This window comes from Klebsiella sp. C283 (genome assembly GCF_048822555.1).
Classification (GTDB): Bacteria; Pseudomonadota; Gammaproteobacteria; order Enterobacterales; family Enterobacteriaceae; genus Klebsiella; species Klebsiella quasipneumoniae.
The window spans coordinates 1-5598 of sequence record NZ_JBMEZS010000039.1 but is presented as its reverse complement, the minus strand read 5'-3'; the positions used below and the strand labels follow the sequence as shown (position 1 = coordinate 5598).

10 protein-coding genes are annotated in these 5598 nt (G+C 43.3%); 9 read left to right on the top strand and 1 reads right to left on the bottom strand.

What is annotated here, in order from left to right:
• Positions 1-137 precede the first annotated feature (137 nt).
• Together ACOI7Z_RS26770 and ACOI7Z_RS26765 are read left to right on the top strand one after the other, a co-directional pair.
• Positions 138-965, top strand: coding sequence for a DUF932 domain-containing protein (locus tag ACOI7Z_RS26770; protein WP_023307552.1), 828 nt, complete (start codon positions 138-140; stop codon positions 963-965).
• Between the two features lie 26 nt (positions 966-991).
• A complete protein-coding gene (locus ACOI7Z_RS26765) occupies positions 992-1321 on the top strand; it encodes a DUF5983 family protein (RefSeq protein WP_011977736.1) in 330 nt (109 codons plus the stop codon).
• A gap of 32 nt (positions 1322-1353) precedes the next feature.
• Here ACOI7Z_RS26765 and ACOI7Z_RS26760 read toward each other — a convergent pair whose 3' ends face one another.
• On the bottom strand, positions 1354-1839 hold the full coding sequence (locus tag ACOI7Z_RS26760) for a transglycosylase SLT domain-containing protein (RefSeq protein ID WP_001568108.1): 486 nt from the start codon (positions 1837-1839) through the stop codon (positions 1354-1356).
• A 434-nt stretch (positions 1840-2273) separates the two neighbouring features.
• On the opposite strand from ACOI7Z_RS26760, the gene traM reads away from it, so the two are divergent.
• The 7 genes from traM to ACOI7Z_RS26725 all read left to right on the top strand — a co-directional run.
• Complete coding sequence (gene traM, locus ACOI7Z_RS26755; RefSeq protein ID WP_004206766.1) at positions 2274-2666, top strand: conjugal transfer relaxosome DNA-binding protein TraM; 393 nt, start codon at positions 2274-2276, stop codon at positions 2664-2666.
• Positions 2667-2872: 206 nt separating this feature from the next.
• The gene (locus ACOI7Z_RS26750) at positions 2873-3568 is read left to right on the top strand and encodes a transcriptional regulator TraJ family protein (protein WP_023307551.1); all 696 of its coding nucleotides are present in this window, start codon (positions 2873-2875) and stop codon (positions 3566-3568) included.
• Positions 3569-3651: 83 nt separating this feature from the next.
• Entirely contained in the window at positions 3652-4023 is a 372-nt protein-coding gene (locus ACOI7Z_RS26745; RefSeq protein WP_004208838.1) for a TraY domain-containing protein, read from the top strand.
• Positions 4024-4076: 53 nt separating this feature from the next.
• Entirely contained in the window at positions 4077-4445 is a 369-nt protein-coding gene (traA, locus tag ACOI7Z_RS26740) for a type IV conjugative transfer system pilin TraA (protein WP_023307550.1), read from the top strand.
• A 13-nt stretch (positions 4446-4458) separates the two neighbouring features.
• Positions 4459-4764 (top strand): type IV conjugative transfer system protein TraL, encoded by a 306-nt coding sequence (gene traL, locus ACOI7Z_RS26735; RefSeq protein ID WP_004178059.1) that lies wholly within the window; start codon positions 4459-4461, stop codon positions 4762-4764.
• Between the two features lie 19 nt (positions 4765-4783).
• A complete protein-coding gene (gene traE / locus ACOI7Z_RS26730; protein ID WP_004152602.1) occupies positions 4784-5350 on the top strand; it encodes a type IV conjugative transfer system protein TraE in 567 nt (188 codons plus the stop codon).
• A partial coding sequence (locus ACOI7Z_RS26725; RefSeq protein ID WP_179830703.1) for a TraK domain-containing protein occupies positions 5337-5598 on the top strand: 262 nt, incomplete at its 3' end. The genes traE and ACOI7Z_RS26725, both read left to right, overlap by 14 nt.

Below are 5598 nucleotides of genomic sequence, written 5' to 3'. Positions count from 1 at the left end.
CGCGGCGAACGGCTCTCAAACGGGTGAAGGTTATATCCAGGGGGCAGGTTCAGCAGGTCCCCGCACAAAGTCAAAACCGCGGCCCCGGCAACTCAACGGGTGATGGTTAAAAAATTAAACAGGTGAAGGAGAATAATATGCGTTTAGCATCCCGATTTGGACTTACTCATTCCATTCGTCAGGAACGCCCACTGACTAACGATGAATTAGTCAAGGTTGTACCTTCTGTGTTTTCAGAAGAAAAGCATAATTCACGTAGTGATCGCTATACCTATATTCCAACCATTACACTGCTGGATAAATTACGTGAAGAAGGTTTCCAGCCATTTTTTGCCTGTCAGTCACGAGTAAGGGATGAGGATAAACGGGGGCATACTAAGCATATGGTAAGACTTCGCCGTGAAGGGGCCAATAAAGGAACAGAAGTACCCGAAATCATTCTTCTTAACTCGCATGATGGATCGTCCAGTTATCAAATGATCCCGGGTATGTTCCGTTTTGTATGCACAAATGGCCTTGTGTGCGGTACGTCGTTTGGTGAGATTCGTGTACCTCATAAAGGTGATATTGTTGGAAGGGTTATCGAAGGTGCTTACGAAGTTCTGGGAATTTTCGATAAAATAACTGAAGGCGTTGATGTCATGAAGTCTATTGCCTTAACCAAGGAAGAACAGCGTCTGTTTGGACAAGCTGCATTAACCTACCGATATGAAGATGAAAATAAATCTCCGGTCAGTATTGAACAGATAATTCATCCGCGCCGTTATGAAGATAAAAAAGATGACATCTGGACTACATATCAAAGGGTCCAGGAAAATCTGATTAAAGGCGGTTTGCCTGGCCGAACTGAAAAAGGGAAAAGAACAACAACCCGGCCAGTAAAAGCAATCGATGGTGATGTTAAACTCAATAAGGCATTGTGGTTAATTGCGGAGAAATTCCGCACTCTTAAAGGCTATTTATAAGCGCCGGGCAGCTGTCCGGCGTTTTGATGGTGGGAATACTTATGTTTGAATTTAAAGCTGTCTGTATCAGTATTTCACATATGGAAGAAGGTGATATCAGAGTTCTTCAGGTGCTTTCATCAACAACCAATTATCTAACTTGCGATAGTTACTTAGAGTGGATACATGATACACCTTATGGTTGTGTTATAAGGATGTATGATTTCAAACGCCATCTTCTGGCGCTAAAAAGAGGTGGGGTGTCAAAATTTTTACGCAAAAATCTTATACTAATGCACCGGGAGGGTGGGTATCTGCTTTTTCATTTTGATAGTGATGCCGATTATTATCCAGGTATAGATGCCGTAGATTTTTAAGAAATTCAAGCCTTCTTATATCAGAAGGCTTTTTAGTTCATGGCGATTTTCTGATCTTTAGAAGAAGTTCGTTTGCTTGCTTTGATAGCCGTGTAGTAGTAATGGATCTTCTTCGCATACTCGTAACGTCTTGCTGCCTGGCGCGGGGTCTTTTTGAAGCCTGCATTGTATGCCCCGACTGCATCCCACGAAACGCCCCACTTTTTAAACGCCTGAGCCAGATAATAGGCTCCGGTGTAGATGTTAAGACAAGCATCGCTAAGAAGATGATCCGGTTTTATTCCATATCGCGACAGTTCGTTGAAATGCTGCGAGTCAATTTGCATCAAGCCTGATCCATAACCCGTAACAGGATTACGCCCAATCGCATCAATTTTAAATCGTGATTCTTGCCATGATATAGCACGCAGGAGATCCGGATCAATTTTGTAATCCCTGCCAGCCATATCAAAGCAGTCTGCTGCCATTGATGACAATGGTATTAAAGACAGGATGATACCAAACGCTACTCCCTTCATGAATTCCCCTCCGTGCCAAATCCCGGAATAACCTTAACCCATCCAAGACCGAGACTCAACATATATGCACTCCTCACCACAAAATCACCACACCCCACGCAAAATTAAAATTTTGCAGATTTATTATTTAAACCATAGAGTTATGGTCAACTAAATTACACTATCTTTCATTATGTAATATAAATATGAATCGCAGATGAATCGCTAACGATTCACTTATAAATCGTGGGTGAATCAGTAACGAATCAACCCTTATGAAATCTAGCTTTATTGGCGAATTGACTCTAGATTCAATTCGTGGTGTGATTCGCCTTATGAATCGAGTTTCAAGGCGGTGAATCTAGATTCGAATCGCGAATTGAATCGTTGGTGAATCGTCTGAATTGGTTGGCTGTAAATAGTATCAAGATTTCTTTTTATATTAAGGGATGGATATGGCAAAGATACAGGCATATGTTAGCGATGAAGTTGCTGAAAAAATTAATGCCATTGTGGAGAAACGGAAAGCTGAGGGCGCCAGGGAGAAAGATGTTAGTTTTTCCAGTGTGTCTACGATGCTTGTCGAGTTAGGCTTGAGGGTTTATGAAGCGCAAATGGAAAGGAAAGAAAGCGGCTTTAATCAGATGGCTTTCAATAAGGTTTTGCTTGAAACAGTTTTGAAGACACAATTTGCAACCAACAAAATTTTGGGAATTTCTTGTTTGAGTCCACATATCTCAGGTAACCAAAAATTTGAGTGGCGATTTATGATTGATAACATTCTGGAAGACACTAAAGAAGTGGTCGATACATTCTTTCCAGAATCAGAAGATGGTGACGAAGAGTAAACTACACAACATTAAGTTATCTAGATTATTAAACTAAAATATAAAAAATAAAAGCGGAATGATCTGCGTATTTTTAGTGACAGGGAAGTGGGTTACATTTATCATAGTTTGAGAGGCTCAGGTCTCACAAAATTTGAGAATCGCTGATGTGAAGGGTTGGCCCCCTTCACATCAGCTGCCCATAGAATCCTGTTGAGGAGGCTCCTATGTGTTCGATGGATCGTATTGAAAACACCAACTGTAGTCAATTGGATTTCTTTCGTGAAATGCAATTAACTGTCAACCTTTCTAGCCATCCTGCTTGTATAAGGCTCCGTGATGGATCCTTTTCCCATTTCAATCATTCTTTCGCTACAACTTTTCTGCACAATATTAACGTTAACATATGGTTTAACCGTTTGGAAATCTCCTCTTCTTTACGTCTGTCAGCTCTTGACGCAGAAGTTTACTCAGGCGATCGAAAAATGCTCGTTGAGGAAAATTTGCCCATTAATGGGAACCGATGGGATTTTATAATAGAACGGATGTCATTTGATGGAACAGAGTTCACTCTGTGGAAGTTCTGTCATCTTCAACGAGGCGGTTTTTTACTGTCTCCTGTTCGCTCAGGTTTTATAAAAAAACTCAACGAATTTAAAAATGCAGTCGGTTTTTTAACTGATGTTCAGATTGAGACTCTGGCTCTATATTCTTTTGGTGCCTCCCACAATCAGATTTCAGAGGTTTTAAATATAGCAATTGGAACATCGAAAAACAGGGTGAATCGTATTCTTGCTGCTTTACCAATCCGCACGAGAGAAGAGGTATTTTATTTTTTATTCGCCAGTGGAATGGCCTTTTCATTCTGTAAGGTTGTTACAGAATTAATTGGAAGTCGCGTTAATAAATTGTTAAATAAATAGTGACCTTTTGTCTATTGTGTTAAGGGGTTTTATTTGTGAGACTACTCCTATTGAAAAGTAGAGTGGAGGTGCAAGTGAGGCGAATGACTACTCGTCCGGCATTAGGTCCATGCGTTAGTTTCAAACTTGATGAAGATACGCATCTGAAATTGGTAAATGCCAAAGAGAGAAGCGGACGTAGTAAGGCTGGGGAGGTTGTGCTTAGGGTTAAGGATCACCTTTTACGCTATCCAGATTTTTATCCAACTGTAACATATAAGAGTGTGAGTTTTGGTCCTGTTGTTATGGCCCGCTTTGATGAGGATACAAACAAAAAACTGATTGCAGCTAAAAATAAAAGTAACAGAAGCAAGTCGCATGAAGTTTATCTTCGTCTCAAAGCACATCTGTTCGAATTTCCTGATTTTTATAGTTCTGAAGTCGAAGTGATAAGGAGGTCAGTATCTGAAACATAAGTAGTCCCGAAGGTATTACCATTTAAACATTATCTATTTAAAAGGAAATAAATATGAATGCTGTATTAAGTGTTCAGGGCTCTGCTGTCCCTGAAAAAACCAAACCGTCTTTTATGTCCCGCGTTTTCAATAAAAAGAAAGCCCTGAAAGCCGCTAAAGTTGTGCTGCCGGTTGCTGCTGTGGCGGCGTTCTTCCCGGATGCTGCGATGGCCACCACCACGGCAACCGACCTGATGAAGTCCGGGGATGCGACCGTTAAAGGCACGTTTGGTAAGCAATCCAGCGTCGTCAAATGGGTGGTTCTGGCAGAAGTTGTCGCCGGCGGCATCATGTACATGATGACCAAAAACGTGAAGTTCCTGTTTGGCTTCGCGATTATTTCCACCTTTATCACCATCGGTATGTCGGTCGCCGGTTACTGACAGGAAGCACGTGATGACGGGAGACGAATTAAAGCGATACCGTTTCCCGGAAACACTGACTAACCAGTCCCGCTGGTTTGGCTTATATCTCGATGAACTTATCCCGGCCGTGATTTGTCTCGGCTGGGGTTTCTGGACCAGCAAGTTCATTTTTGGTATGGCTGCAGCGGCACTGGTTTTCTGGGGTATCAAGAAACTGAAAAAAGGGCGGGGCAGTTCCTGGCTACGCGACCTGATTTACTGGTATCTGCCAACCTCCCTTCTTAAAGGTTTCTTTCATGATGTTCCGGACTCCTGTTTCCGGCAGTGGATTAAATAAATCAACGGGGAAATAACATATGGAACATGGTGCCAGACAAAATACCACTCGCGTTATCGCTGTGGGATTTATCAGTCTGGGGACACTCCTGACCCTCAGTCTTGCGACCAATATTATCCAGGGCATAAATAATTACCGTCTGCAGACGGAACAGAAAGTGGCGGTGACACCGATGTTATTCCGTGCCCCCTTTGCGGTGTCTCAGAACCAGGCTGACGCTTCTTATATTGAGCAGCTGGGCCTGTCCTTTGTTGCCCTGCGTCTGAATGTCACGCCGGAAACGGTTGATGCCCAGCATCAGCAGCTTCTCCGGTATGTATTACCCGCTGCGCAGAACAGCCTAAAGGTCCAGCTGGCTGAAGATGCGAAACGCATTAAAGACAATAACGTTAATGCCACCTTTTATATGACCTCGATCCGTGCGTGGCCGGCAGAGAACCGCGTGGATATCCGGGGTGAGCTGAAAACGTGGATTGGGGATTCCAAACCCTACAGTGAAATTAAAAGCTATGTCATTCAGTTCAGTCGTGTCGATGGTGTCAGCTGGCTGGCGCGTTTTGGAGAAATAAATAATGAAAAAAATTAACCCGTTATTTATTTCAGGTTGTCTGCTGTTGGTCGCCCCTGCGATGTCAGCGACCCTTAGCGGTACGCTGGCGCCGACAGTGGTTCCCCTGACCAATGGCGGTCAGGCAAATATTGCCGTGAGTAACACCGATCCGAATCTGTTCACAGTACCTGGAGATCGCATCACGGCGATAAACAGCCTGGACGGCGGCCTGACAAACCAGGAGCAGACCGACAGCGGCGGCGCCATTCTGGCGACCGTCAGTA